At 45.4% G+C, this 24,098-nt stretch carries 23 protein-coding genes; 18 read left to right on the top strand and 5 right to left on the bottom strand.

What is annotated here, in order from left to right:
• The first annotated feature begins 49 nt into the window (after nt 1-49).
• The 4 genes from AC58VC_RS00595 to AC58VC_RS00580 all read left to right on the top strand — a co-directional run bounded on the left by AC58VC_RS00595 (nt 50) and on the right by AC58VC_RS00580 (nt 6,109).
• A complete protein-coding gene (locus tag AC58VC_RS00595) occupies nt 50-1,372 on the top strand; it encodes an ABC transporter substrate-binding protein (RefSeq protein ID WP_497366953.1) in 1,323 nt (440 codons plus the stop codon).
• Nucleotides 1,314-3,155, top strand: a complete 1,842-nt coding sequence (locus AC58VC_RS00590; RefSeq protein WP_497366952.1) for a sensor histidine kinase — start codon at nt 1,314-1,316, stop codon at nt 3,153-3,155. Before AC58VC_RS00595 ends, AC58VC_RS00590 begins: the two co-directional genes overlap by 59 nt.
• Nucleotides 3,148-4,749: a response regulator gene (locus AC58VC_RS00585; RefSeq protein ID WP_497366951.1), complete on the top strand. Its 1,602-nt coding sequence runs from the start codon at nt 3,148-3,150 to the stop codon at nt 4,747-4,749. Before AC58VC_RS00590 ends, AC58VC_RS00585 begins: the two co-directional genes overlap by 8 nt.
• Nucleotides 4,750-4,825: 76 nt before the next feature.
• Entirely contained in the window at nt 4,826-6,109 is a 1,284-nt protein-coding gene (locus tag AC58VC_RS00580; RefSeq protein ID WP_497366950.1) for a CapA family protein, read from the top strand.
• Nucleotides 6,110-6,155: 46 nt separating this feature from the next.
• Here AC58VC_RS00580 and AC58VC_RS00575 read toward each other — a convergent pair whose 3' ends face one another.
• Nucleotides 6,156-6,380 (bottom strand): hypothetical protein, encoded by a 225-nt coding sequence (locus AC58VC_RS00575; protein ID WP_497366949.1) that lies wholly within the window; start codon nt 6,378-6,380, stop codon nt 6,156-6,158.
• Between the two features lie 105 nt (nt 6,381-6,485).
• On the opposite strand from AC58VC_RS00575, the gene fosB reads away from it, so the two are divergent.
• Nucleotides 6,486-6,923 carry a metallothiol transferase FosB gene (gene fosB, locus AC58VC_RS00570; RefSeq protein WP_497366948.1) on the top strand — a complete coding sequence of 146 codons (438 nt, stop codon included), beginning with the start codon at nt 6,486-6,488 and terminating at the stop codon, nt 6,921-6,923.
• A gap of 261 nt (nt 6,924-7,184) precedes the next feature.
• Here fosB and AC58VC_RS00565 read toward each other — a convergent pair whose 3' ends face one another.
• Complete coding sequence (locus tag AC58VC_RS00565) at nt 7,185-7,355, bottom strand: hypothetical protein (protein WP_497366947.1); 171 nt, start codon at nt 7,353-7,355, stop codon at nt 7,185-7,187.
• A gap of 59 nt (nt 7,356-7,414) precedes the next feature.
• Entirely contained in the window at nt 7,415-8,299 is an 885-nt protein-coding gene (locus tag AC58VC_RS00560; RefSeq protein WP_497366946.1) for a DUF2334 domain-containing protein, read from the bottom strand.
• A 395-nt stretch (nt 8,300-8,694) separates the two neighbouring features.
• Here AC58VC_RS00560 and AC58VC_RS00555 point away from each other — a divergent pair, with 395 nt between their 5' ends.
• From AC58VC_RS00555 to AC58VC_RS00505, 11 genes are all read left to right on the top strand, one after another.
• Nucleotides 8,695-9,705: a LacI family DNA-binding transcriptional regulator gene (locus AC58VC_RS00555; protein WP_497366945.1), complete on the top strand. Its 1,011-nt coding sequence runs from the start codon at nt 8,695-8,697 to the stop codon at nt 9,703-9,705.
• 103 nt (nt 9,706-9,808) lie between these two features.
• Nucleotides 9,809-11,242 (top strand): extracellular solute-binding protein, encoded by a 1,434-nt coding sequence (locus AC58VC_RS00550; RefSeq protein WP_497366944.1) that lies wholly within the window; start codon nt 9,809-9,811, stop codon nt 11,240-11,242.
• 67 nt (nt 11,243-11,309) lie between these two features.
• Nucleotides 11,310-12,185 carry an ABC transporter permease subunit gene (locus AC58VC_RS00545; protein WP_497366943.1) on the top strand — a complete coding sequence of 292 codons (876 nt, stop codon included), beginning with the start codon at nt 11,310-11,312 and terminating at the stop codon, nt 12,183-12,185.
• Nucleotides 12,186-12,195: 10 nt separating this feature from the next.
• Nucleotides 12,196-13,065, top strand: a complete 870-nt coding sequence (locus AC58VC_RS00540; RefSeq protein ID WP_497366942.1) for a carbohydrate ABC transporter permease — start codon at nt 12,196-12,198, stop codon at nt 13,063-13,065.
• Between the two features lie 29 nt (nt 13,066-13,094).
• On the top strand, nt 13,095-14,375 hold the full coding sequence (locus tag AC58VC_RS00535) for a CehA/McbA family metallohydrolase (RefSeq protein WP_497366941.1): 1,281 nt from the start codon (nt 13,095-13,097) through the stop codon (nt 14,373-14,375).
• Nucleotides 14,376-14,381: 6 nt separating this feature from the next.
• On the top strand, nt 14,382-15,173 hold the full coding sequence (locus AC58VC_RS00530) for an endonuclease/exonuclease/phosphatase family protein (protein WP_497366940.1): 792 nt from the start codon (nt 14,382-14,384) through the stop codon (nt 15,171-15,173).
• A 38-nt stretch (nt 15,174-15,211) separates the two neighbouring features.
• Nucleotides 15,212-17,830: a DUF5054 domain-containing protein gene (locus tag AC58VC_RS00525; protein WP_497366939.1), complete on the top strand. Its 2,619-nt coding sequence runs from the start codon at nt 15,212-15,214 to the stop codon at nt 17,828-17,830.
• A gap of 96 nt (nt 17,831-17,926) precedes the next feature.
• Entirely contained in the window at nt 17,927-18,931 is a 1,005-nt protein-coding gene (locus AC58VC_RS00520; RefSeq protein WP_497366938.1) for a LacI family DNA-binding transcriptional regulator, read from the top strand.
• 240 nt (nt 18,932-19,171) lie between these two features.
• Nucleotides 19,172-19,633, top strand: a complete 462-nt coding sequence (locus AC58VC_RS00515; RefSeq protein ID WP_497366937.1) for a hypothetical protein — start codon at nt 19,172-19,174, stop codon at nt 19,631-19,633.
• Nucleotides 19,630-20,658, top strand: a complete 1,029-nt coding sequence (locus AC58VC_RS00510) for a CehA/McbA family metallohydrolase (protein ID WP_497366936.1) — start codon at nt 19,630-19,632, stop codon at nt 20,656-20,658. The genes AC58VC_RS00515 and AC58VC_RS00510 overlap by 4 nt, the downstream gene beginning before the upstream one ends.
• 12 nt (nt 20,659-20,670) lie before the next feature.
• Nucleotides 20,671-21,420 (top strand): glycerophosphodiester phosphodiesterase, encoded by a 750-nt coding sequence (locus tag AC58VC_RS00505; RefSeq protein ID WP_497366935.1) that lies wholly within the window; start codon nt 20,671-20,673, stop codon nt 21,418-21,420.
• A 156-nt stretch (nt 21,421-21,576) separates the two neighbouring features.
• On the opposite strand, the gene AC58VC_RS00500 is transcribed toward AC58VC_RS00505, so the two are convergent.
• On the bottom strand, nt 21,577-21,921 hold the full coding sequence (locus AC58VC_RS00500; RefSeq protein ID WP_497366934.1) for a DUF1904 family protein: 345 nt from the start codon (nt 21,919-21,921) through the stop codon (nt 21,577-21,579).
• Nucleotides 21,922-22,132: 211 nt separating this feature from the next.
• Here AC58VC_RS00500 and AC58VC_RS00495 point away from each other — a divergent pair, with 211 nt between their 5' ends.
• The gene (locus tag AC58VC_RS00495) at nt 22,133-22,483 is read left to right on the top strand and encodes a hypothetical protein (protein WP_497366933.1); all 351 of its coding nucleotides are present in this window, start codon (nt 22,133-22,135) and stop codon (nt 22,481-22,483) included.
• Between the two features lie 90 nt (nt 22,484-22,573).
• Here AC58VC_RS00495 and AC58VC_RS00490 read toward each other — a convergent pair whose 3' ends face one another.
• Nucleotides 22,574-23,053: a C40 family peptidase gene (locus tag AC58VC_RS00490; RefSeq protein ID WP_497366932.1), complete on the bottom strand. Its 480-nt coding sequence runs from the start codon at nt 23,051-23,053 to the stop codon at nt 22,574-22,576.
• A gap of 197 nt (nt 23,054-23,250) precedes the next feature.
• On the opposite strand from AC58VC_RS00490, the gene AC58VC_RS00485 reads away from it, so the two are divergent.
• Complete coding sequence (locus AC58VC_RS00485) at nt 23,251-24,066, top strand: MBL fold metallo-hydrolase (protein WP_497366931.1); 816 nt, start codon at nt 23,251-23,253, stop codon at nt 24,064-24,066.
• Nucleotides 24,067-24,098: the final 32 nt, after the last annotated feature.

The following is a 24,098-nucleotide window of genomic DNA, read 5'->3' as shown; positions in this document are numbered from 1 at the left end:
GGCCAATTTGTATAATGAAGACACACTATGTATGGAGTGAGGGATTTCTGTGAGAGGCAAGCTGCGAGCTAGAATTAGCGCCATTATCCTTCTGATTCCACTCAGTTTACTAACCATAAGCTGCAGCACTCAGCTGGATACCCAAGTTGATGAAGCGGCGTCCAATAAGCTCAGAATTACGTTCTGGTCACCGTTTAGCGGCGGAGATGGGCAATTTATGGCTGAATTAATTCAACAGTATAACAATGAGAACCAAGATCATGTGAAAATTGATCAAATTAATAATAATTCAGGTGATTATTATACGAAGCTGTCAACGGCCATTGTAACGGAAGAAGCGCCTGATATCGCGATTGTCCATTCGGCCAAATATTCGCAATATGCGCCGGCCGGATTTTTAACCGACTTGAATGCGCTTGCTTTAGAGGCTGGCGTGAACTGGCAAGATTTTAACCAGACGATATTGAAAAGTACAGTTGCCGATGAGAAACATTTGGGGATTCCACTCGATACGCATCTCGAGGTCATGTACTATAACAAAACTTGGCTCAAACAAGCAGGCCTGCTAGATGAGAAAGAGAAGCCTGTTCTGATGAATGGCGAGGACGGGTTTCTGCAATTTTTACAAAAAATAAGACAACATGTACCGTCAGGTATCACTCCGCTGGCTGAACCCAATGTACGAATCGACTCTTTCTGGTTATGGTATTCCTTTTATAATCAGATGAATGTCGACGGAGGCAGATTCTACACAGACGACGAGAAGGAAGCGGCCATTGATAATGCTTCTGCACTTCAATCCCTGAATTTTGTTAATTCCCTTTATACACAAGGGCTAATTGTTCCTAATATTAACGATTCCGTACAAAACTTCGCGAAGGGGAACGCGGCTGTGTTGATTACCGGTGTGTGGGCGACAGGCACGTTTGAAAAAATTCCAGACCTTAACTTTGGCGTTACGAAAATACCACAAATCTATGATCATCCGGCTGCATGGGGCGATTCCCATACCTTTTCCTTGCCGTATCATGAAAAACCAGATAAGAAAAAGCAAATCGCTGCGCTAAAATTTGCGAATTGGGTAGCGGCGCATGGCGCCAGCTGGGCGAAAGCCGGCCACATTCCAGCCGTGAAGCAAGCGGTTCAATCCCCAGAGTTTCAGAGCTTGAAATATCGTCCGGACTATGCGAGTGCCGCTGACGATGTGAAATATTTCCCGAATCACCCTAGGCAAGGGAAAATGAATGAAGAAATTGTACGTGAGTTCGAAAAGATGATGGTGGGGCAATCCACACCGCAAGAGGTGCTGCGTAATGCGCAAAGGATTATTAACACGAATATTCAAATACAGCAGAATACAGCTCCAGACTAAAAAGCAGTGGATCCAGAATCTTCCGATCGTCACGAAGCTGATCGTTATAAGCATTATCCTCATTGCCGTTCCGCTGGGGATCGCCAGCTATTTGACGTTTACGAGCTACTCGGCATCGATTCAGAAAAACACCGGCAAATATCAAATGGACGTCGTAAAAGAGTTAATGGCTAACATTGACACGTACATGAATGAACTTAATCTTTTGACCTTATTGCCTTATCAGTCACAGGATATTGTGAAATATTTGGAGTCAAATAAGGGAACAGAAACAACGATCACGTTCGATGATCGCGTAACGGTTGAAGATTTCGCAAAGCGTGTGTATGCCAATGGACGTGTAGATATATCGGGATTAACGCTTTATCGATTATCTGGCGGCACTTATACAGCGATGTTAGAGGAACAAGCGAATTATACCTTGAAGAAGGTTGAAAATGAACCTTGGTACAGAAAGGTGTCCATGACAGGGAAGGTTGTCTATATCGGCACGTATAACAAGAATGCGTATGATACTACGAATCAGGTATACTCTTTTGCGAGGAAAATACGCAGTGTAGACACCGGAAGAGTGCTGGGGTACCTCGTTCTGGATGTGGATAAACATATTATTCGCAACAAAATCGAAACGATATCCAATGACAAGAAGAACATTATGATCGTCGACGGCGAAGGGGCTCTTATTTATAAAAGTACGGACTCCTGGATAGATCTGGACAAAGTTCAGCAATATCAAGGGACAGGCACAGTCATCTACAAACAGGGACAAGATACGGAGCTATTATCCTACTATACTTCGCCGAATACCGGGTGGACGATGATCGAGATGGTGCCGCTCGCGTCTTTGCTGCAGGATACCGTGAATGTGAGGAATTACATCATTCTGATTGGCGGCGTTTGCTTGTTGCTGGCTGTCATTCTGTTTACAGCGTTAGCTTTTCGAATCACAAATCCGATTGGCGAGCTGCGAAATCTTATGAAAAAAGTGGTTCTTGGCGATCTTGACGTTTCTATTCCCATTCGAAGCCGTGATGAAATTGGTCAGCTAAGCCAATCCTTTAACCTCATGGTTTCGAAGCTCAGCGATCTGGGCTACCGGCTTTACGAATCGGAAATTAGAGAGAAAAATGCACAAATTTCAGCATTGCAGAGCCAGATTAATCCTCATTTTTTGTACAATACGCTTGGCTCCATCAGTATGTTTGCTGAGATTCAAGGTAACCGCGAAGTTGTCAAAATGACGAATAATTTAGGCAAGCTGCTGCGCTATAGCATCAATAGCTACAAAAGCCAAGTGCCTCTGAATATGGAGTTGGAGCACGTGATGGGTTATATGGCCATCCAGCAAATCCGATTCGAGGATAAAATACAATTTCGGGTCGATATTGAGCCTGAACTGCTTGGCTATTCGGTGATACGGTTTATTTTGCAGCCAATTGTTGAGAACAGTATTGTTCATGGTATTGAAAGAGGAAGCGGGTACGGGACTATCACGCTTAGCGGGAAGAAGCAAGAGGACACAATGGTCATTATTATTCAGGATGATGGCGCGGGGATGAGTGAAAGCCGCTTGCAGCAAGTACTTCAGAAACAATTTGATTTCGCCGCAAGCGAAGAGGGGACAGGCGGTCACGGATTAATGAACGTGCATCGGAGGATTGTGCTTCGTTATGGCAATCAATTTGGCATGAAGATTGAAAGCATTTTACACCGAGGAACGATGATTATCCTCACATTACCACTCATCGCAGATGAACTTGAAGGGGGCAAACTGGATGCCTAAGCTTCTTATCGTGGATGATGAAACCATCTTCCGTAAAGGTATTGGTTTAATGATTGCTGACATGCAGTCGGAATGGTCCGTTATTGACGAAGCCAAAGATGGCGTGGAAGCTTTAGAGAAAGTTGAGGCTTTACAGCCGGATTTAATCATTACGGATATTAAAATGCCGCGCATGGACGGTATTCAGCTGCAGTACATCGTAAAGGAACGATATCCGCATATTTCCTGTGTGGTGATGAGTGGATATAACGATTTTCAATACGTGCGTGAATCGCTAAAGTTAGGGGCAAAGGACTATTTGATGAAGCCATTCGAACGGGCAGAGTTGTACACTTTGCTTGACAGACTGCAGGCTGAAATCGCGGTAGAGAAGGAACAGTTGACTACAAATAAAAAAGATAAACAAGTTCAGAATCAAATGCGCCAGCATGTACTTGCCGGACTGTTGACAGGAAGCGTTCATCATGGAGAAACGGAGCTGCTCGACAACGTTGGGGTGCAGTTTCCACTTCCCTTCACAAGCTGTTTGGTTGCTAAGCTCGACCGTGATTCCGTAACGGATGAAAGGTATTACCAGTTAAATCCATCCTTGTTTTCTGTTTATATTCAGCAGTTTATTCAGGAGAGCATCGAGAAACCTCATCTTGGTTATGTGTTTATTTTAAATGAGAATGAAGTTGTTGCGCTAATTAATCACGAAGGTACGTCATCTTCCTTCGCTGACATCGAGAAATTAACGAATCGCATCCGCAAGGGAATTCGGGGGCAATCCAATTTTACAATCTCATTCGGGCTCGGAAGCCCTGTGAAAGATTTGGAGTCGATATCCAAGTCATACAAGGAAGCGGGTTTGGCTCTACTCTATCGGCTAGTTATAGGCGGGGATCGCCTTCTTTCCAGTGACACAATAGCTGAAATGACGATGGAGAAACTTGAGTGGCATACCGCCGATTGGAATTTGCTCAATCAGTATGTTCAGGAGGGCGATTTGGCGAATGTTCATCTGCAAGCCAATCAATTCGTCACCAAGCTGTGCCAGCAGTGGAGAGATCCAGAACTGATTCATGAACAAATTTGCAAAATGCTGCTGCATTTTTATGAATTGGCTGTAAATTTAACCGTGGTGAAGATGTGGCTGCAAGGCACGGATATGAAGCAGGTCTTGATGGAGATTTATTCGATTTCATCCAGCAAAGAATTGAGCGAGCGCTGTCAGAAGCTGTTAGGGGATTTAAGTGTGTGCATGGTGAACCGCAAGAGAAAGTTCGTGACTAGCCCTGTTGAGTTGGTGGTGAGGTATGTGGAGGAGCACTACGCTGAACCGATCACCCTGAATATGATGGCGGAAATCGCCTATCTCAACCCTTCTTATTTGAGTTCTTTGTTTAAAAGCAAGCAAGGCCAGTCCTTTATCGATTTCTTGACGGAAAAGCGGATTGAGAAAGCGAAGGCGATGCTGCTCCACTCCGATGAGAAAATTCAAGTGATATCGGATTCAACAGGTTTTACGAACATTCGCCACTTCAACCGCGTATTCAAGACGCTAACCAACCGAACACCAACGGAATACCGGGAGGGCAAACAAACGAGCTGACACCTGGCTGTTCATGTGTGAGGGAAATATGTTGCTGGGCATACTATTGGAAAATGTCTAGCAGGAGGGATTTCGCTTGCATAGGAAACGCGTTGTTGGGATAGCTTTGATGTTGACACTTACTTCTGGCTGCTTCTATACGGCGAACCCTTCTGCTGATAGGGAAGCAAGGCTTGAGAAAGATCGAGTTGATGCTAAGCAGGAGCAAGTGGACGAGAAACAAGTTCGTATAGATGGTAGTCATGAAGCTAAACAAGAAGCTAATCCAGGAACCAAACCAGAAGCCAAAGAAGTGCAGCCACCAGTAGCGACTATTCCGCCTATTATATCGAAGCCAAGAGTAAGTAAAGTCACACTGGCCGCCATTGGCGACGTACTCATCCACAGCGAAATATACCAAGATGCCAAGCAAAAGGACGGCACGTATAACTTTTCCAAAATGTTTGAGAACGTACAGAGCTATTTGCGAGTGCCTGACATTTTGGTAGCGAATCAGGAGACGATGATTGGAGGGAAAGAGCTGCGACTTTCTGGCTATCCGTCGTTCAATAGTCCGCAGGAAGTTGGGGATGCTCTCAAGACGGCTGGCGTGGACCTAGTTACAGTGGCTAATAATCATTCGTTGGATCGCGGGGAAAAAGTTATTCAAAGCGCTCTCTCGTACTGGGATCGACTTGGCATCCCTTATACAGGATCATTTAAATCTAAGGAAGACCAGAAGAATATTCGTACGTTGACTAAAAATAATATCACTTTTTCTTTTCTGAGCTACGCCTATGGCACGAATGGCATACCCCATCCCAAAGGGAAAGCGTATCTGGTTAATCGAATTGATACCACTCAGATCGCTCAAGAGGTTGAGGAAGCCAAGCATTTATCTGACGTTGTTGTGGTTGCCATGCACTGGGGGACGGAGTATGAAACTTTGCCCAATGAGAGTCAGATGCTGCTAGCCCAAAAGCTGGCGGACTATGGCGTTCATATCGTCATCGGTAATCACCCGCATGTATTGCAGCCACCTGCTTGGGTATCGGGGAATAATGGCCACAAAACGCTAGTGTTATACTCGTTAGGGAATTTCATATCCGCACAAGGTGGAGTTGCCAAGCGAGTAGGTGGAATGGCGACGATTGATATCGTCAAAACGACGGGGAAAGAGAAGACCATTACATTAAAACATCCGTCGTTTCTTCCCACTTTCACCTTCTATCGAAATATGACACAATTCAAGGTGCTCCCAGTAGATCAAGCTACCCCAGTAAAGATTAGCAACGGTACAATCCAGTTTGATCATATTAAGCAGCATATGAGAACCTACATGCAAGAACTGCACTTTATCAGCGCGGATAAGGTTCAATAAAACACCCCTCGAACGTGGTTCGAGGGGTGTTCGTTTTTGCGCAGCATTACGAAAGACTTTCGTCATCCTCGCTGCTTGCTGATGATTGCGTTGTGCGCGCTTCTGCTAATTGTGCATGCGCCGCGTCTAGTTGTTCCTGTGCAGCCTGAATCACCTGCCGACGATTATTATCGGCTGTCTGGGCCTCATTCAGATTGTGTAGGGTATCTGCCACAGCATTGTGAGCTTGGATTTCTGCGTTTTGTTGTTGATCGGATTGTTGATCTGACATGGAGCCGCCTCCTAATTGTTGAAATTTTGCTTCGTTAATATGCCCAAGCAGGCAGGAATCATTCACTTTGCGATAGAAAATGTCAGGTAGAAGGAGGTTGACGAGTTGAAAATAAAAAGTTTAAACCATTTTCTTTTTTCGGTTACTGATTTAGATACATCGATTTCATTTTATCAGGATGTGTTTGGGGCGAAGCTGCTCATCAAAGGGAGAAGCTTAGCTTACTTTGACTTATGCGGCATGTGGCTTGCGTTAAATGTTGAGAAGGAAATTCCGCGGAATGAAATTCAATATTCGTACACCCATCTTGCTTTTACCGTAGAAGAGGTAGATTTTGATGCGATGGTGGAAAAACTGGAGCAATTAGGAGTAAATATACTTCCAGGGCGCGTGAGAGACGAGCAGGATAAACGTTCAGTCTACTTCACTGATCCGGATGGGCATAAATTTGAATTTCATACAGGAAATTTGGAGGACCGGTTAGCTTATTACAGGAAAGAGAAACCTCATATGGTGTTTTATGAGGATGATGATGCGCAATAGTAAAAATAGTGTCCCCGATCATGCTTGGGTATGAGCAACTGAGTGAGTGGACGGGCTACTGGGTGGATTACTTGTAATTAACGCCGATTACTCCTGCTATCTTCCGCGATTATTCATTCCACTTTTACCCAACTAACGGGAGTTTCTCCCGCTAATTTCGCCAAATCGAGGGGTTTTCGCATTGCGACCATCAACAACAAAGAGGCTGCCCTCAAGGTTAATCAACCTTTTGGACAGCCTCTTTGTTGTCTAACATGATCCTTATTCTTGCGACTGACTATTGGAAGAAGTGGATGTATTGGATTGGAATACTTCTGCCGCTTCCTCTGCAGAGAATTCTGTATCCTCTTGACCAGGAACTGGTAATTTATTTAGTTCGGTAGTCTGTACTTGGGCTTTGGATGCTTGATTAGCTTGATCTTGATTCGGCATAGTGACACCTCCTTTGCTCAGTAAACAACAAAGTGTAGTATGCCAAAGTCTGGAACTTTTTATACGGATTGTGTGGACATAAAAGAATAAATCAAATCTTGGATGTTTACGAACCGGCGCTCTTTGGAGAGCATGTGGTGCACAAGCCGCTTCAGAGGGGTGCGTTCCTCGTAGTACGGTGGTGCATACTTTCGAATGTGAATATACGGAAATTCCAGAAATGGGTGATAAAAGAATGAAGCCAAATCATCCGCATCGTATTGATTCACTTGATCCATAATTCTTGTGACGTCTTGCTCGACGGCATCACCACTGACATACCCCAGAGGCGTAGGGACGTAATAGGTTCTTCCAACGATGGAAGAAGCAATTTGATAGGTCACTTGACGATTGGTTGGGTCATGGGGATTGTTTTCGTAAATTAACCATGAGCATGTTTCTAAAATCGTCCGCTGCACCTCTGATGCTGCATAGTGTGGAGTTTCAAACCAATCGGGCCGCAGGCCAGCGGCTTGAAAGGCAGATAAGGCCATATGAAATCTGCCATAAGCATAAGACCTCTGTATATGCAGGCTGTCAGAAAGGGAAGACTTCGGGTCATCCGGCGGGCAATCTTTAAGGCAATCGGGATACGCGAATTCATACCCTTCACCGCTGATGGACTGCCCATATTGATGAGAATACCCGTGAATACCCAGAGAAGCCCCACGAGTTCTTAAGGCTTGTAGGGTTTCAACGAATCTTACGGATATGGTATCAAACGGATTGCTGATCGTGCAGTCATATTGAAGACTCGGATTGATGTAACGGGGAATAACGGCAACATGAAAAGGGATTTTTTGCATATATAAATAATCCGCAACGGCACGTAACTTCATTTGGCTTTCCGCTCTTTCATAATATCCGCCAGGTCCGATATCTTCAAGCCGCAGTAATGCTTTCACGGTGTAATCCCTCCACAACGATTAAGTTGGATACTTCCAATATCATTGTATGTGTAAGACTTCTGTTTCATTTCGATGAATATAGAGGGTGAAATTTTTGTGGATTTATGTCGAAACATGTCCGAAAAAGAAGAATTCTTACTTTGAGGAAAGAAGGTTAAGGTAAGCGATTTCATTATTTGTTAAAATGGTGTAAACTCCTTATATACCATATGGTTAATCGCTTTCCTTCATTTTACTAATTATTAATAAAAAACGGGTTGTAATTTGATAATTTTCATCTATAATAGGGTTTATGAAGATCGTTAAACCGGTTTAATTAAACCGCTTTAATTAAATCGATTTTATGAATGGAAAGTGGATGCCATTTCAATTGCATAAAAGGGGGTGGAAGGATGGCTACCATTGATGATGTTGCCAAGCTAGCAGGTGTTTCCAAGGGAACCGTTTCGAGCGTTTTCAGCAAAAAGAGACCGATTTCTCAACCGGTAACGGATCGAGTACTTTCGGTAGCCAAAGAATTGGGATATTTCCCGAATCATATTGCCAGAAGCTTGGCAATTAAGAAGACGATGATTGTTGGACTCAAGATGCCAATTTCCAAAGAAGGTTCGACGACGCAATTTGAAATTCAGATGCTGAATGGAGTCATTAAGGAATGTACGAAGCATGGGTATCGCATTTTGCTAGATACGCTTCCTGAGCATGAGGATCTTACACAGTTTTCAAGCGATCCAGTCGACGGTGTCATTATGTTGAATCCGCGTAAGCACGATAAGCGCATTGAGCGATTTGAACAAATGAGAATTCCCATAGTGCTGGTAGGCAGACCTGATCCCTTAGAGAGTTCAATCAGCTATGTAGATAATGACAATGAGCAGCTGGCTTACGAGGTTGGCAGTTACTTATTGACGCAAGGCCACCGATCTATTTTATTCTTAAATGCTTCAGCGAACATGACGGTTTCGGCCGATCGTGTAAATGGGCTCAAGAAGGCTTATGAAGAGCAGGGAATTCCTTTTGATAACGTCCATGTGATGAACTTTGTCCGAAAGCAACATGCAACACCGATGGATTACGGTTACATGTCTATGACGGAAATGCACCAAAAAGGTCCTTTCACAGCGGTTGTGTCGGACACAGACAGAGTTGCACTTGGAATTCTGCGGGCCACCCGTGAGCTGGGTATAGATGTTCCAAGAGATCTTTCGATTGTGGCATTAAGCAATGATGTGAGACTGGCTGAAGAGATGACGCCGAAGTTGACTTCTGTCGAGCTTTCAGCAGAAACGCTTGGAGCGGAAGCGGGACGCATTTTAATTCAAAAGATGAAAGATGCATCTACCGTGGAACAACTAATCGTCGACGCACAACTCATTGTACGCGAATCTACCCGAAGTCTATAAGGATTAGATTCATTGAGTAAAGGTCCAACGTGTATTGTGAAAGCGCTTTATTAATATTTCGTAAAGGCTAGTCCCATAACAACGCATATAACGGAGGGGTAATATGAAAGCCAAGAAAGCGAAAGTCGTTAGTTCGATGATGGCGGCACTGCTCGTCGGAAGTTTAGCAGCGGGTTGTACATCTAACAGCAGTACAGGAACTGAAGCTCCAAAAGCATCCGATCAGTCGAAGACGGAAGGTAAAAAGGAAGAGCGCTCTTTGCGGATGATGTCCGCTGTCATTGGTGGTAAAACACCGGAAGAGAACGTCCTGTTTGAAAAGGAAATCGAACGCGTGACAGGCATCAAAGCTAAACTGGAAAAGCCTGCTTCCGATTACAATCAGAAGCTGATGGCGGCCGTTTCCTCTGGCGAGAAATATGACCTTCTTCAAGTGAGCAAAGAATTGATGAACACATTGACGGATCAAGGTATTCTAACACCTTTAACGGATCAAGTGAAAGGGTCAAAAACGCTTCAAGACCCTGAAGTTATACCAACGGCGGAGTGGGATCAAGTCAAAACGAAAGACGGCAAAATCTACGGCGTTTTCAGTAAATTCCAAGGCGGAACGATGCCGATCGTACGCGCTGACTGGCTCAAAAAGCTTAATCTGCCTGAGCCAAAAACGTTTGATGACTACTACAAGGTCATGAAAGCATTCACGGAGCAAGATCCAGATGGCAACGGGAAAAAAGATACATACGGCTTAAGCGTCGCTGGCATGTATGAACTGCAAGGTTTCTTCAGTGGAGCCGGCTTGAAACAACGTTATGTGGAGAAAGACGGGAAACTGGACGTTCCTTACTCAACAGATGCGGCCATTCCGGTCTATGAGTGGTTAAACAAGTTGTACAAAGAGGGCATTCTCGACCCTAACTTTGCAACAAACGATACGGGTAAAATGCGAAATCTATTCCTTGCTGACCGTGTCGGCATGATTACTTACTGGGATGCTTGGGTAGGCATGCTGAACAATACAAGAAAAATCGCCGATGCGAATACAACTTTTGAAGCTAAGGGCCTTCCAGGGGTAGCCGGAGCTGACGGGAAATATATGCTGCGCCGTGGAGATCCAGATGTTTGGGTAATTCCGGTTAATGCGCAAAATCCAAAAACAGCCTTTGAATTCATTGAGTGGTGGCACTCCAAAGAAGGCATTGTTCTGGGCAGCATGGGTATCAAAGATACGGATTACACAGAAAATGGCGGTAAATACGAGCTTACGCAAGCAGGGAAAGATCATGCCATGGATCACGGCGTACCTTTCTGGTATAACAAAAAGTTCCCGAATCCATTCGGTTTACTTCCAGGTGTGAAAGAAGCTCAGGACCTTGTTATTAAAAATGCAACACTTGAGCTAACCCCACCAAAATGGGCAGATGCCGAGAAAATTATTAATGAATATTCCTTCAAAGCTATTCTTGGCGAAATGCCAGCTGCCGATGCGGTGAAGAAAATGCGCGAACAATTAAAAGCTGCGAAATTGATCGACTAGTTCATAGGGACAGGGGAGTATGCACGACATACTCCCTTTACAATTAACGGCAAGGTGGTGACTTCGTTTGAAAGTTATATGGAGATTCAAAGCCCTGTACTTGATGATGCTTCCAATCATGGCTTATTTTCTTGTTTTCTCTTATTATCCGCTCGTTCGCGGCTTTATCATTTCCTTCCAAGAGTTCCGATTGATCGGGAACCGGCCGTTTATCGGATTTGATAACTATATTACGGTGCTTAAAGATCATGCTTTCTGGGAAATGCTGCAAAATACATTACTGCTAGGCGGAGGCATGCTGGTGATCGGCTTCATTATGCCAATCTTGCTTGCGCTGTCACTCAATGAGATCCTCCAAGCATGGTTTAAAAAAGTGGTTCAGATGATTGTTTACATCCCCCATTTGTTCTCATGGGTTGTCGTAGGTGGCATGTGGATTCTTATGCTTTCTCCAGACACAGGGATTGTGAATGGAATCCTCAAGCTGGTTGGCGCAGAGAAACCGATTGCTTTCATGTCCAGTTCGGAGTCAGCCCGCTGGGTCATGGTGCTTACCTCGGTGTGGAAAGAGATGGGCTTTATCTGCATCCTTTATCTGGCGACGATTGTAGCGATCAATCCAGCGTTATATGAGGCTGCTCGCATCGATGGGGCGAACCGCTGGCAGCAGGTTCGTTATGTTACATTGCCATCGCTGGTGTCGACGATGAAAGTTGTCATTATGCTGAATGTGCTTAGCATTCTGCGTATCTTTGATCAAATCATCGTGATGCGAAACGGTGCTATTGCCAAGAAGGTCGACGTCATCATGATGTATACGTACCAAAAAGGGATTCTGGAATTCAAAGTTGGTTTAGCAACATCAGCAGGATTTTTAGTGATTTTCGCGACATTGCTCATTACGCTTGTGACCAGAGCGATCATTCGCTATGACGAGGGGTGAAGGGATCTCCATGAAAACAAACAAACTGCCCACGAGCTGGGGAAGCCGGTTATTCGATGGGGTTAATCTATTATTTTTATTCATTCTACTGGCCACCATGCTCATTCCGTTATTGAATACATTCGCGCTGGCCTTCTCATCCAATTTTGCTTCCATGCAGCCAGGCATTATTTTATATCCGAAAGAATTCAGTGTTCAAGGCTTTACGACGGTTTGGAATCGCATGCAATTGTACACGCCGTTCTTGAATAATGTGATCGTCACGCTTGTTGGTACAGTTTGTCATGTACTGCTGTGCTCGATGGCTGGTTATGTATTGATCCAAAAAGGGTTGCCAGGGAAAAAGTTAATGGTTTCTGCTATCCTCCTTACGATGACGATTCCAGGCGAAGCGATTATGATCCCCGTTTATGTGGTGAACAAAGAACTTGGCTTGTTAAATTCTTTAACGGCATTAATTATGTCGGGGTTAGTATCTGGCTTCAGTATTTTACTTATGCGTAATTTCTTTCTATCTGTCCCTGTGGAAATGTCGGAGTCTGCGACGATGGACGGAGCGGGAGCATTCCGTATTTTCATTACCATGTACATCCCATTAGCTGCTGCTGGGCTTGCTACGGTGACGCTTTTCGAATTCGTTAGCCGTTGGAACCAATTTACGCCAGCGCTTTTATTTATTAGCGATCATGCGAAATATACGCTGCAAATCGCCTTGAAATCCTTAATCGTAGATACCGATTCCACATCCAGCAATTTTATTGTCACTACGAATGTGAGGATGGCAGGGATTGTAATTGCGCTTCTACCTCTCGTCATTATTTATCCCTATGTGCAGAAATATTTCGTCAAAGGCATCTTGGTTGGTGCGAACAAGGAGTAATTATATGAAAAAGGAGCGTGGAGTTCGTCATGCCGCAGACGAATCGAAGACAACAAGTCACGACTTACCGCAGAGAGATTCATCACTTTGAGCAAAGTACGTATGTGGAAGTTCCTTTCGAAATGCCTGAACAGGTGGAAGAGGTTCATGTGCAGTTTAGCGTTCAATCCCACGGCGAAGCAAAACCTGTCATTGATCTTGGCGTCAGAGACAGCCATAAGGTGCGAGGCTGGAGCGGAGGTGCGCGTTCCGAGTTTGTGATCGGACTCGAGAAGGCGACTCCCGGCTATTTGCCTGGCGAACTTCAAGCTGGCGATTGGGCCGTTCTTCATAATGCCTATAAGGTTCCTGCTGAAGGTTGTGAAGTTACGATCACCATCACGTTCTATTTTCATACAGCGCGCTGGCTCAAAGGGGATCTGCATACGCACAGTATAAACAGCGATGGCAGTTATACGTTAGAGGAAAATGCGGCGATCATGGAGCAGCTAGGCTGTGATTTCATTGCTATGACGGATCACAATGCGGTTAGTCAAAATTATTCGTATCCTCGCAATACGCCGGTAGTCATGATACCAGGCATGGAGTTTACGACGAATTTTGGGCATAGCAATTTTCTGGGTGTTTTAGAGCCAATTGATGATTTTCGGGTAAAAAATCAAGAGGATGTCAACCTTCGAATCGCAACTGCACGCGAGCGCGGGGCGAAAATCGTACTTAACCATCCCCATTGTGATTATTGCCCGTGGGAGTGGGATTTCAATACGGATCACGACTGGTGGGAAGTCTGGAATGGTCCTTGGACCGCTCGTAATGAACGAGCACTAGCTTGGTGGCAGGAGCAGCTCGCATCAGGCAGAAAGCTTGTCGCAACTGGCGGCAGCGATGTGCACCGTCCTGAACGTTATGTTAAACATGCGATGCCGTGTACGTGGGTTTTTGCCGAAACGAAGACGGTAAATGGCATTCTTCAAGGGATTGATAAAGGGCATGTTGCAATTAGCTACTCACCGGAAGGCCCCTTCGCACAATTAACTTGTGGAGGCTTTATGACGGGAGATACGGTATCAAACGGCGTGTCTGATAACGTACTTGTTACGATTGAACACATCCGTGAAGGTGATCAAATTAAGCTCATTAGTGAACACGGCGTAGAGTTAACGGAAGTTTGCTCATCGACAGGATCATGGGAATTTGCAGTTGAGCAAAAGGGGAGAGCGTTTTACCGCATTGAAGTATGGCGTCACTTTGAGGAAGTTGATATGACATTAATGGCGATGTTAACGAATCCAATCTATTTTCAGAGGTGAGTGCAGATGATATATACCGTAATGACTTTTAACCTAAGATACAACAATCCAGGAGATGGCCTTAACGCTTGGCCGAATCGCATAGACCGAGTTGCAGAAATGATTCATGCGCATGCGCCGCTTGTTGTCGGAACGCAAGAAGGCTATTATGACATGTTGAACGATCTGCAACCGAAATTATCCGAATATACGTGGATTGGCGAAGGACGTTTTGGCGCTCACGAGAATGAACATTGTGCGATTTTTTACAAGCAAGAGGAACTGAACCTTCAGCAGCATGGGCAGTTTTGGCTGTCAGAAACGCCGGAAGTGACCGCTTCCATTTCGTGGAACAGCAGCTTTCCTCGCGTCTGCACTTGGGCTATTTTCGAACATAAGGAAACTGGGGAGCGCTTTATTGTATATAATACGCATCTGGATCATCAAAGCCAACAAGCCAGAGATCTCGGCACCAAAGTAATCTGGGAGTACATTACGGCACATCACAAGGAACATGCTCTTCCCGTGATCTTAATGGGAGATTTCAATAGTCGTCCTGCTGATTTACCGATTCGTTTCCTTCGCGGGGAAATCGACCTGGAAGGCGAGCAATCTTGGCTAAAAGATGCTTATACAGAGCTCCCTGGCCCGATTGGATGGACGGCACATGACTTTCAAGGCGGCGAAGCAGGAGAGCCTATCGATTACATTTTTGTATCGCCAGATGTGGAAGTGGTGCGAGCTCTTGTAGATCGAAGAGAAATTGGCGGGCGGTATCCGTCCGATCATTATCCGGTCATTGCTCAGATTAACCTCTAAGAAGAACAACGAGATTGCAGTCAGAAGGAGATAGAGGCATGACACTTGAGAAGATTTATGTCGTCTTTAAGACGCATTTTGATATTGGTTTTACGGGATTAGTGTCAGATGTTGTGGGGCGCTATCGCACCGAGATGCTGAAAGATGTTATTGAGATTTGTGACCAAACGCATACGAATGATGAGCATGAGAAATACGTTTGGACCATGTCAGCTTGGCCACTGCTTCAATCCTTGAAGGGTAGTGGTGAGGAAGAGAAGCAGAAGGCATTAGCCTATCTGGAGAATCGACAGCTGATTTGGCATAAGCTTCCTTATACCACACATACGGAATTTTGCGGCTTAGAGGAATGGATTCGGGGGATGTATGTATCGGAAGGACTTACCAACCTCTACGGATACGATCCGAAGGACGCCAAAATGACGGATGTACCAGGTCATACCTGGATAGTGCCATCGCTGCTTAAAAAAGCGGGTGTAGAATTCCTGCATCTCGGCTGCAATCCGGCCACAACACCGCCTGACGTTCCGCCGGTCTTTTACTGGGAAGGTCCGGATGGCGAACGTTTATTGACGTTTTATTCAAAAGGGTCCTATGGGACAGGCATTTTGCCGCCGGAAGAATGGATGCATCCTGTGTGGCTCGCGATGATTCAGACCAGCGATAATCATGGCCCGCATGACGCGAGTATCATCGAAGAAATGAAAGCCTCGATTCGTGAAAGCGGTTCAACGGCTGAGCTGCACATCGGCAGCTTGGGCGACTTCGCGGCGGATTTCTTAGCGCGAAATCCGGAATTGCCGGTTATTCGGGGCGATATGGCCGATTCTTGGATTCATGGGGTTGGGACTGCGCCGCGTGAGGTGGCAAGGGTAAGAGCGCTAAGAAGCCAAGTCACAGCAGTGGAAAGCGCGGTAGCTGTGAATCATTTTACAGAGGCAAAGCAAGAGTCTGAACAGGAAGTAAAAGCCTTAATCGACGCAAGCTACGAGCACACGCTGCTGTTTGGCGAGCATACTTGGGGGATGGACTGCAAGACCTTCCTTTTTCCCAGAGTCGCTTACGATAAGAAGTCATTCCTGCAGTTAAAGCAGAGTGAACGCTATCAACGGATGGAACAATCCTGGGCTGAACAGGTTGACTACTTGAATAAAGCGGAGAGCTCCTTGCAAGAGGCAAAAGCTGTCTTGACGACCCAGCAGTCGGCAGGCAATCAGGCAGCTAAGGTGCTGCGAGTCCATTCTAATTTGGGTTGGAGCCGCACGGCCACAACATGGATTCAAGAGAGTGATCTGCCTGCTGGCGATGAAGTGCTGATCGATTCAGAAACAGGCGATGTGATTCCTTTGCAGCTATCCGAGGGTGGCGCAGAAGCACAGATTTCTGGCTTACCTGCACTCGGCTATAAGACGCTGTATTATGCAAAGAAAGATGCTCAATCGCTTATTGCTGAAAATAAAGGACAAGCGCGCGCTTATTTAACGGAGACGCAGGCGGTTATCGAGAATCCTTTTATCATCGTAAAAGTAGATCGACAAACAGGCTGGATTCAAAGCCTCTGGGATAAGAAGCTGCGTAAGGAATGGATTGATGATCGCGCGGAAACCGGTTTTGGTCAGTATAAATACGATATATACTCCAGTAAAGAGATCACGCGTTATTTGAAGAAATATGCGTATCGCTTTTACGATTGGGGCGTACATGACTTTGGCAAAACGGATTATCCAGAACAGCAGAAAAGGCTTTCGTTCACTACACAAGCGGCGGATATTCAAATTTGGGAAAATGGAGGTTCTGTTGGCCTTACTTGTATAGCAGTCACAGACGCTGTAACTACTGCTGAGTATGGCAATGCTGGCTCCATCGAATGGACATTCTCATTATCCGATAATGCACCGCATCTGGATGTTGCCTACAAGCTGCATGGTAAACAGGAAACACCGCTGGCAGAGTCGGGACATATCGTCTTCCCTCTGAAGCTGGAGCGCCCGCAGTTCAGCATCAACAAGCTGGGCTCAGTCGTGAATCCGCTCACGGATACGATTGGTTCCTCCAGCACGCTGCTTCACTGTTGTGAGAATTTTGTGGATATTTCCAACGGATTCGCTGGCATGGCGATTATTCCGCTCGACTCGCCGCTCTTTTTTATCGGGACAAATGGCATGTGGGATTTCGAGCATGACTATAAGCCGGAGAAGCCAGAGCTGCATTTTAATTTATTCAACAATTGGTGGGGGACGAATTTCCCGCAATGGAGCGGCGGCGATTTGAGCTATCGCTATCGACTGGTGCCGCATGCCGGTGATTGGCGAGAAGGCGAAGTTTGGAAAGTCGCTCAGGAAACGATGACTGGGACCGTGACGACTTCAGCACTTGCGGGTGAGCACTTGACCACCCAAGAAATACTTCCAGCGGGGCTGGATGGAATGGCCGTTAGCTGCTGGAAAGTAGCAGAAAATGGGGATGGCTGCATTCTGCGTATTCGCGAGTGCACAGGCGTTCTAAGAGAAGTGGAGATCGTTCTCCCGGAGCAGGTCAAAGAAGTTCGTGTTACGAATCTCCTGGAACGCGATCAAACGAATATACAATTGAGCAATAATCGTCTTCGAATAGTTACGAAACCTTTCGAAGTTCATACTTTTAGAATTATCAATTAATTGCTATTCTCACGTTTACAGCGCGGCAGTTCTTGTCGTATGATATAGCCAATATGGATTGTCAGTGATAGGAACGTATACGGAGAGGGGCAAGGAATGAAACCGACCATCTATGATGTTGCCCAAGCCGCCGGGGTGTCCATCGCAACCGTATCCAAAGTCATAAACGCTACGGGCCGAATTAGCGATAAGACGCGGAAGCATGTACATAGCGTTATGGAGCAGCTGAAATACCAGCCAAGTATGGTAGCGGCAGCGTTAACGGGCAAAAGCACTTACACAATCGGACTCACGCTCCCCGATTTGGCGAATCCTTTCTTCGCCGAGATTGCCCGATCTGTAGAGGATCGGGGTCATGAGCATGGGTTTAGCGTGTTTATATGCAACACCGATAACGATCCGGACAAAGAAGTGAAATATTTATCGCTGCTCTCTCAAAAGCGGGTAGACGGAATCATCTCCGCAACCCGGATTCAGAATGATCAGTTTCTAAAAAAACTGATCCAACAAAACATCCCGATTGCTTTAATTACGGGCGAAATGCCAACTCTTGCTGTGGATACGGTGATGGTTGATGACTACCTTGGAGGCTTCCAAGCGGGCAATCATCTCGTAGAGCTAGGCCATAAGCGAATTGCGATCCTCGTGGAGGATATGGATAATATGAGTAATCGGGAGCGGATTCGAGGCTGTAAGCAAGCTTTGATCCAGGCCGGTTTGCAGGTAGAGGAGCAGCTGATCGCGACTGGCGGATTTTCAGTAGAGTCCGGCCAACAGGCCATGTCCCAGCTGCTCCAGCTGGAAGACAGGCCTTCGGCCGTATTCGCTTGCAATGATCTGCTAGCTATCGGCGCCATTCGCGCGGCTAGAGTGGCGGGCATGCAGCTGCCGAGTGAGTTATCAGTCGTCGGCTTCGACAATACGATTCTAGCAACGTTAATTGATCCGCCGCTCACCACCATCGCGCAACCTATTCAAGAAATTGGGCGCAGGGCAGTTGATCTGCTTGTTCAGGAGATTAAAGGAGAGAAAGTACTTAAACAGCGGGTAGTTTTGCTGCCAGAGCTAGTTTTACGGAATTCATCTGCATCTTATCATTGAGAAATAATGAAGACCGTTCTACCAGATAGGTTAAAGGTTCGATAAGGTAGAGCGGTCTATGTTTTTTGACATTAGGTTAAGCGCTATCCCTATTGGTCGCATGAAGACCTATGCCAGTTGCTATTTCGTTGATCTCCGCGATGCTGCGAGGTTTGTGTACCGAACTAAGGGTAATGCTATGGAATGAGCACCTGTCCCTAAAAGGGGCTAGGTGCTATTTATTTAGAAGGAGGATATAAGATGAAAACTTTGTTGATTGCAGAAGGAACTGTGACACCAAGCTGTTCGAAAAGCCATATTACCTATACGCTTCATCTGCCGAAAGATTGTCATGAGCTTCATGTAGAGTTCGCTTATGATCCTAAAAAACTGGAAGATGAGGTACAAGCTGAGGCGCTTATTCGCGAAGGGCTTAACCAATATATATTAGAGGAGCACAGAGCCTCATACAACTGGCGTGAGTTTCTGCCATTGCAAAACTTATTGACACTTTCCTTCGATGATGAACATGGTTTTCGAGGCGCTGGCCACCGTCATGATCCTGTCCAGCACCTCACGGTTACTACCACAGAGGCATCTCCTGGATTTACAACGGGCGTCTTCCCAAGGGGGCAATTGAAAATCATGATTAATGTTCATTGTGTTGTAACCGAGGAATGCCGCTATCGCTTGAAGGTATGGGATGGAGGTGCTGACGCATGATGCAATGGCAGCCATTTGAACTTCACTGTCACACCTTTCATAGCGATGGCAAGCAGTCCCTAATCGAGCTGGCTGAAGCGGCCAAAGAATTAGGGCTGCGAGGAGTTGCCCTAACAGACCATAACACGATGACTGGTCTTGCGAATCGTGAAGAAGTCGTAACCGCAACAGGAGTCGAAGTGATCCCAGGTTTGGAATGGACCACTTTCTTCGGTCACATGCTCACACTCGGATTGTCCGAGTATGTCGATTGGCGAAACTTAAGCCCGTTTCACATCCATAGAGGCATAGATGGTGTCCATCGCCAAGGCGGGCTTGTCGGACTAGCGCATCCCTTTCGTGTCGGCAGTCCAATGTGCACGGGATGTTATTGGGAATTCGAGGTCTCGGACTGGAACGAGATCGATTATATCGAGGTATGGTCGGGATTATTTCCATCCATTCGCAGAAATAATGCACGCGCATTCGAGATGTGGACGGATCTGCTTAATCAAGGCAATAAGATAGCAGCAACCAGCGGCAGAGATTGGCATGTGTCCGACCCGGTTTCAGAGCCGATCTCGGCGACCTATTTAGGTCTTCGCGATTCCGTTGTGGCCAGCTCAGGCATTGTCGCAGCTGCGCTTGATGCGTTGAAACGCGGGGCGGTTGCTGTTTCGATGGGACCGCTGCCACTGCTCCGCATTGGCCAAATTGGCAGCGAATCGGCAGCTATCGGCGATAGCGTCCAAATAAAGCCGGGTGTGCCGATGGAAGTCACGGTTGGCGTCGATTTTACGGCAAGAGAAGGTCACTGGGAGCTTCCAGATCATCCGTTAGAGATGAAGCTGGTTAGTAATAAGGGGGAGCTAGCCTTATTCAAACTCACGCGAGACCAGTCCCAGCTGACTACGGAGCTTGATCTGGCGGGAGTAAAGTGGATGCGAGCCGAGATGTCTGGTGTTTTTTGCAGCGTTAATACGTTAATTGGATTTACAAATGCGATATATATGACAGAAGAAGCCAGTTCGCCTGACGGGGATTGAGGAGGAAAGGATATGAATTCATTTCCGCGAATGACTGCCCACACAGGCTGCATGGGCACGCCGGATAATACGCTGCAATCCATCGAAACAGGATTGAACTATGGAGCCGACATTCTAGAAGAAGATGTGCTCGTTACAGCCGACGGAATTCTGGTTCTTTCCCATGATGATCATGTTCATTTGGCAGACGGCACGGAGCGCTGGATCTCACAAATGAGCTATGAACAATTACGTATACTAGATATCAAAGCCCATAACGGGGCTCAGGGCGAAACTATACGTATTCTTCCGTTGGACGCTTTGCTTCCTTACCTGCAGGAGTCTGGTGTCCAAATGAATTTGGACCTTAAATCGGATGCCTGTGTAGAGCCCATAGCTGCATGGATAGAAAAGAATCAACTTCTAGAGCAAGTTTTCTTGTCAGGTTGCGAGACAGACCGTGCCGCACTTGTTCAACGTGTAAATCCGCATTTACGCAAGCTGCTCAACGTTGATCCTGCCGTATTTATGACGGATGCTCCTTACATAGAGGTTGCTCATCATATTTGTAGAGATGCCGCGGCATCCGCCTGTTTTGGACTTAATTTGAATTATCGCGTGGTGAAACCTGAGCTGCTTCCAATCGCAGATGGGTATGGGCTAGATGTCTGCATCTGGACGGTAAATGAGCTTGATGAGATGAAGCACTTTATTCAGATGGGGGTTCAGTCGATTACGACACGCAACATAGGAGTTTTGGTCCAAATAAAAACAGAACGGTGAAAGATCATCCTCCAGGACTTTACAAAGGAAAAAGACGGCGTTTTCTCCCATATTCCGGGGACCAAACGCCGTCTTTATCTATTGATTTAGAAGGGCACAAGTTTTTCAGTGCCTTTCCGTGGAAAAGGAGGTTTTTACTTTGTCTCATGACCTAAGTCAGGTCAAGGAGATTGGTTCTTCTAGAATAGACTTCAAGGGTTGTCCTTCTTTGTAGTACAAATGAGGGGACAGTAGAATAAAAAAGATATGAACATCGCCAAAGCCATGCGCGGCTAGCAGATTATTCATCTCTTGCGCAATGCGGTCGTGCATTTCCTGATCTCTTGGAAACATAAGAATTTCCAGCGATTGCGGAGAATTGCTTAGTTGTTCAACGAGCAGAAGCTCGATTTTGACCTTTTGCTGCAAAACGCCAGTTACTTTTGAAAACTCCTGAATGACACTAGTCGAGATCGATGAAACGAAGTCCTTTTGAAAACCTTTGAAACGGAGAAACGGCATGCTGATTCCTTCTTTGCATAGTTGTTAGCGAATTTAATCATTCTATTGAAAACTAAACATAAAAACAAAACCTATTTTAGATGAAATCATTCTCAGATCTCGATAGGTCGTGTGAACGATCTTGTACACTTAATCGTATTATAGATGTTCAGATAAGTTTAGGGAAGTAATTGCTGAATGGAAAAATAAGTTGAAAGCCGGAGGTAATCCTATGCCAAGAACTGTTGAATATATGAATGACCGCCTTATTCTACATCTATCAGGTTTAACAAGCGCGGCCGCGCTGAAACGTCAAGTCGATATCCCTTTCAAAAGCATAAAAAAAGTGTCGATTGAAGATTTTAAACTATCCATGTTTCAATTCAGGGTGGGTACTTCTGTTGCTGATATTCGAGAAGGACGATTTCTGATCGGGAATAGATGGTGCTTCATTTCTTATGAAAATCATAAGGATGTCGTGGTCCTTGAATTGGAGGGACATGAATTTGGCAAAGTCGTGTTTCAGATCGATCATCCGGAGGAAATTAAAGAGCGTATTATGGAGCAAACTGTGAAATCATAATATCGTGACTCATGGTAAAAAAGAGAGAGAGTTCAAAGGAATTGAAATTCCTTGAACTCTCTTTTTAGTAAGTAAGTCTTATATATGATATTAATAATGTCTAGCTGTTATGTAGCGAGTACTCCAGTAACCTGTTTTCAATGAGGTAATCGTAACCCCGGAGCTCTTCGTATTACTTATGAAATTACCATTTCCAACATAAATCCCTACATGATCGATTTGGCCAGGCTTGCTCACACTGAACATAACGAGATCACCGATAGCTAATTGGCTCTTGCTTGGAACGCGGGAACCGAAACTTGTTTGAGCTTTGGAGCCCCATGGGATATTGATACCATTTTTCTTGAATACAAACTGTGTAAATGAGGAGCAATCAAAGGTTAGATGCGCCGGATCTTTCGTACCAAAACGGTATGTGACTCTACCGATATAAGATTTTGCTGTATTTACAAATTTATGACCATTCGTGGCATAAATCTCTTGTGCCGACGCAGAAGCAGGCATTGACACCCCAACCGTCGAAAATAGTACGGAAAGCGCTACCGTGGTAGATATAACTAATTTTTTCATATGTGATGACACATCCTTATTCCAAATTTGGTAGTATAAAGTGTTTATGGGATAACTGTACCATAGAAAATCATGGTGGGCTCTAGTGGATTAATGGGTACGTAGGGTTTATTAACCATGGTAATTGTTGTGATCAGAGTTAAATTTGAGATAAAATGATGGATACGAATAGCGTACAAAAAAGGAAGTGCAACCCTATGATTCAATTTCAAAATGAAGCCGTAACCGTGTACCAAAGCGCACTATTTCGAACCACATCGACCGTTATTCAAACGAAAGAAATGATCATCCTTGTAGATCCGAATTGGCTGCCGAATGAAATAGAAACCATCCAAACTTATGTGCATTCGATCCAAAGAGAGCGGGATCTTTATCTGCTTTTTACACATGGAGATTTCGATCATATCATTGGCTATCAGGCGTTCCCGGGCGCGAAAACAATTGGAAGTTTGGGCCTCCACAATCACCCTAAGAAAAACGATAAGCTAAAGCTTATCAGGGATTTTGACAACGAGAATTATGTGATCAGGAACTATCCAATTCAATTTCCGGAGCTAGATATTGTGATCCAAGAGGATGGTCAGCAGTTTCAGCTAGGAGAAACGACATTGACTTTCTATTTAGCGCCGGGACACACGGCAGATGGATTAATGACCATAGTTGAACCCTTGGGCATTCTGATTGCGGGGGACTATTTATCAGATTTTGAATTGCCTTTCATATACGATAGCGCGAAGGCCTATAGTGAGACACTTGATAAAAGCAACAGGGTACTTAAGATGCATAATGTTAAGTTATTAATCCCTGGACATGGCTTAGCCACTTCTGATCAAGGTGAAATGAAGAGACGTGTGGATCTGGCTGCGGATTATCTGAAAAGACTTCGTCAGTCCGTTATCGCAAGCGATGAACCGGCACTAGAGGCGCTTAATCAAGAACATGCTTTTCCATCGACCTTTACGGAAGAATGCCACAAGGAAAACGTGAGTATTATGAAACGTGAATATTTGTAGGACAAGCGCAATAACTTTGATGATTCACATTC

The sequence above is a fragment of the Paenibacillus sp. J22R67 genome (assembly GCF_059692175.1).
Note: the sequence above shows the minus strand (reverse complement) of the source record. Positions and strands in the feature narration are given on the sequence as shown.